Origin of the sequence: Limnospira sp., from assembly GCF_051859755.1 — a bacterium.
Taxonomy (GTDB): domain Bacteria; phylum Cyanobacteriota; class Cyanobacteriia; order Cyanobacteriales; family Microcoleaceae; genus Limnospira; species Limnospira fusiformis.
The window spans coordinates 1-3,684 of the sequence record NZ_JBIMLI010000246.1 but is presented as its reverse complement, the minus strand read 5'-3'; the positions used below and the strand labels follow the sequence as shown (position 1 = coordinate 3,684).

The window sequence follows — 3,684 nt, the reverse complement described above, 5'->3', positions numbered from 1 at the left end:
TCACCGAGGATTATGAATCAGACCCATAGATAACCGGATAGGCGATCGCTCATAGGTTTACCTATAGGTCTAGTCCACGGAAAGGCGGTCTGATATCTTTGTACATTGATTACTTAGCGGGTTCCCCCCTACGGCTACCTACGGCTATCGTGTTGGCTTTGAAACATACCCTCCCCCCATAACCGGAATAAGCACTATTGGGGAAGTGACCGATGTGATAGCGGTCAAGGGTGAGGTACGAACCGATAGGCTTGCCATTGACGGGTATCACAAGGGAACTACCCTATCAGCGTCCGGTTATGGGGGTGATATGGATATTTGACAGATTGATTAAGTTGTGCTTATTGATTAACCCGTCAATAATTAAGATTTGCTGCTAAGGGATATGCACCAATTGTCCCGTGTGCTAAGACTGAATGGAGTGCATTTTGAATGTAACGGTGCGGTGCGACTATCGGGTTAAGTGAATTCCGATAATCGCAGTCAGGATAAGAGATTGCTTCAAAAGCCGATGGCGGGATTTGAACCCGCGACCGCTCGATTACGAATCGAGTGCTCTACCACTGAGCTACATCGGCACAGTCGCCCATTATAACATATAATTGAGCGATCGCCAGCCAAAAACTTGTCAACGCTGATTATACAGGATCAGGAGTCGAGGCAGTTGCGCCCGAGTAAACCACACCCCGCTGCATATCCAAAGTAAGAATCACCCCATCACGAATCACCTGGGTAGCATTTTTCACCCCAACAATCACCGGAACCCCGAGGCGCAAACCAATAACCGCCGCATGGCTAGTCAAACTATCAGCTTCCGTCACCACACCAGCCGCCTTACGCATAACCTCCACAAAATCCGCATTAGTTTGGGAAACCACCAAAATTTCTCCAGGGTTAAAATCACCCACCTGAGAAGGCTGGTTAACCACACGAGCGCGACCAGTAAAAGTTCCCTGACCGATAGCAGTTCCCTTACCGAGGACCGCCGTCACCACTTCCACCTTAACCAAATCCGTAGAACCCGCGACCCCCTGCAAAGTCCCAGCAGTAGTCACCACCAAATCCCCATCAGCGACAAAATCATTTTCCCGCGCCACATTAACCGCCGATTGGAAAGTCTGATCCGTAGAAGGTAAATCCAAAACCAAAAGCGGTTTAACCCCCCAAACCAAACTCAACTGACGCGCCACCTCCACATGGGGAGTAATCGCCAAAATCGGAGTTTGGGGTCGAAACTTCGAGACATTGCGAGCCGTAGCGCCAGTTTTAGTCAAAGTCATAATCGCCGCCGCATCTAACTGAATCGCAATTTGACTAACAGCCTGACTAATCGCATTAGGAATAGATCGCCCCGTATCCTCCACCTTGAGAACATTACGAGTAATCCCATCTCGTTCAATCCTGTTAGCAATTCTAGCCATAGTCGCCACCGCTTCCACCGGAAACTGACCCACAGCCGTTTCATTAGACAGCATCACCGCATCAGTACCATCAAGAATAGCATTAGCCACATCAGAAATTTCCGCCCTAGTCGGACGAGGATTGCTCACCATACTATCAAGCATCTGAGTAGCAGTAATCACCGGAATTCCCATGCGGTTAGCCGTCACAATCAAGCGTTTTTGCAAAAGTGGCACATCTTCAGCAGGTAACTCCACCCCCAAATCACCCCGCGCCACCATCACACCATTACACAGAGCTAAAATCTCCTCCATTTGTTCGATCGCCTCATGTTTTTCTATTTTGGCGATCACGGGAACATCCTTACCCGCACTAGCAATCAATTCTTTAATTTCCAAGACATCCTGGGGATTGCGGACAAAACTGAGAGCCACCCAATCGACCCCCTGATCTAAGCCAAACATCAAATCGCGCCGGTCTTTGTCCGTCATAGCTTTAATGGAGAGATAGACCCCCGGAAAATTAACCCCTTTACTATTGGAGAGGACACCACCGACGACTACCCGACAGTGTAGATCTCCCTTGTCTCGGTCTACTTTTTCCACCAGCATCTCCACCTTACCATCATCCAAAAGGATCGTCGCGCCATCGGGGACCTCATCAGCGAGAGGTTCGTAGGTAACAGAGGAGATCTCATGAGTTCCAGGAAGGTGACGGCTGGTGAGGATAAAATGATCATCTCGGTTCAATCTGATCGACCCCTGCTCGAATTTTCCTAAGCGAATCTTGGGTCCTTGTAAATCCTGAAGAATACCTACAGGCTTATTCAATTCAAAGGATACCTGACGAATCAAACGAATGCTGCGCTGGTGGTCTTCATGGCTACCGTGGGAAAAATTCAAGCGCAAAGTCGTGGCTCCCGCTTCAATCAACGCCTTGAGTACATCAGGTTTTTGGGTCGCAGGTCCAATGGTGGCCACAATTTTGGTTCTATGTATTAAGTTTGGCGATCGCATAACGTTAACTCAGTCCCAGGCGTTGATAGTTGTTAGTTTGGCGCACAAAATAGGTGTGCGGCTAGAATAACTTTTAAGAAAATTTAACCATGATCGTGACATATTTATCGCAAAACCCCCCTAGAATCTGACTGCGAGAGTATATGAATCGGTCCTAGCGCCGGACAGGCTAGGTCTAGGTAGCGCCTGCTCTAGGCTCGTTATTTGCCCGCGCGAACCTCCCTTCTCCCCCTGTGGTGTCTATTGATAAAAATGACCGTTTCGCGCCTCTAGTGGTGCTTTCTGACCGGGATTCAACCCTTAACTATGGGGAACCCGTGAGTTACTGTAGGGGCCTCACCCAGAGATAAATCTTGTTTTGGGCATCTCTCCAAGTACAATTGTAGTATGTTTGTCCCTGTGAAACAGAACACCACCATCTCTGACGGAAAAAATCGGTTTCACCGTAGTTTCACCGAACGGACAAAGAAGATTAGCCCCGGAAACTTAATGATTGGTAAAATTCGAGACAATGAAGCTCAATTTAGGCATTTATGCAGTAATCTGGTTAATGAGTAGCTACGTCTTGTTAGCGACTCCGGCGCAGTCGCAGCGTCCATCACCCTGTTCTAATGATAACCAAGAACGACCCTCCCAACGTCGCCGCCAAATTATTAACCGTGAATATGGTTTGCGCTTTGATATTCCGGCTAATTATTACACGGAACTACGAAGTGAGACGGGACATAGACAACAGTTATCTATTGCGGTTCGTAACCCTACTGATGTCGAGTTTTTGGAATGTGCAAGAAGGGAAGGAATGAGAGGCTATGGACACCAAGTTTCCGACGTGAGAGTTACGATTGAACCACGTCCTAGCAATATCAGTAATGTTCGTGATATTTTACGCGATGCGGCTGGAGGCGGTTACAGCCAGATTTTAGAGTCTAATTTTGGGACTATTGCGGGACAGGATGCGGTAATTTATACAGTGCAAACGAGTTATCCTGAGCGTTATCGGTATGCGCGGCTAATCCATCCTAATGGACGATATATCATTAGTATTGCGGCGGGTGATTATGGGGAAAGAATAGATGTGATTGATTTACAGGTGATGAACCTGATCATGTCTACGATGAGGATAGATTAGCAACTATACAGTAGGTAAAACCCAACACGATGCTTTTAATGAGTAGGATAAAATGAGAAAGGCGATCGCCCAATTTGAGTAGGTTGGGTGGAGGTACGAAACCCAACGCCAGCATCTGTAAATGATGTTGGGTTTCAC

Annotated in this window: 2 protein-coding genes and 1 tRNA gene; 1 reads left to right on the top strand and 2 read right to left on the bottom strand. The window is 47.6% G+C overall.

Annotated features, from left to right (window positions below; all coding sequences use genetic code 11):
* Window positions 1-506: 506 nt before the first annotated feature.
* Together ACTIE0_RS23345 and pyk are read right to left on the bottom strand one after the other, a co-directional pair.
* Window positions 507-578: transfer RNA gene (locus ACTIE0_RS23345), tRNA-Thr, on the bottom strand.
* 60 nt (window positions 579-638) lie between these two features.
* Window positions 639-2,417 carry a pyruvate kinase gene (gene pyk / locus ACTIE0_RS23340; RefSeq protein ID WP_006668003.1) on the bottom strand — a complete coding sequence of 593 codons (1,779 nt, stop codon included), beginning with the start codon at window positions 2,415-2,417 and terminating at the stop codon, window positions 639-641.
* 511 nt (window positions 2,418-2,928) lie between these two features.
* Between pyk and ACTIE0_RS23335 the strand changes: the two genes are divergently transcribed.
* Complete coding sequence (locus tag ACTIE0_RS23335; protein ID WP_006621783.1) at window positions 2,929-3,546, top strand: hypothetical protein; 618 nt, start codon at window positions 2,929-2,931, stop codon at window positions 3,544-3,546.
* The last annotated feature ends 138 nt before the right edge of the window (window positions 3,547-3,684 follow it).

Bases quoted from the DNA above. Each gene is read 5' to 3' on its own strand.
- pyk (WP_006668003.1), bottom strand. From the start codon at position 2,417: ATGCGATCGCCAAACTTAATACATAGAACCAAAATTGTGGCCACCATT.
- ACTIE0_RS23335 (WP_006621783.1), top strand. From the start codon at position 2,929: ATGAAGCTCAATTTAGGCATTTATGCAGTAATCTGGTTAATGAGTAGC.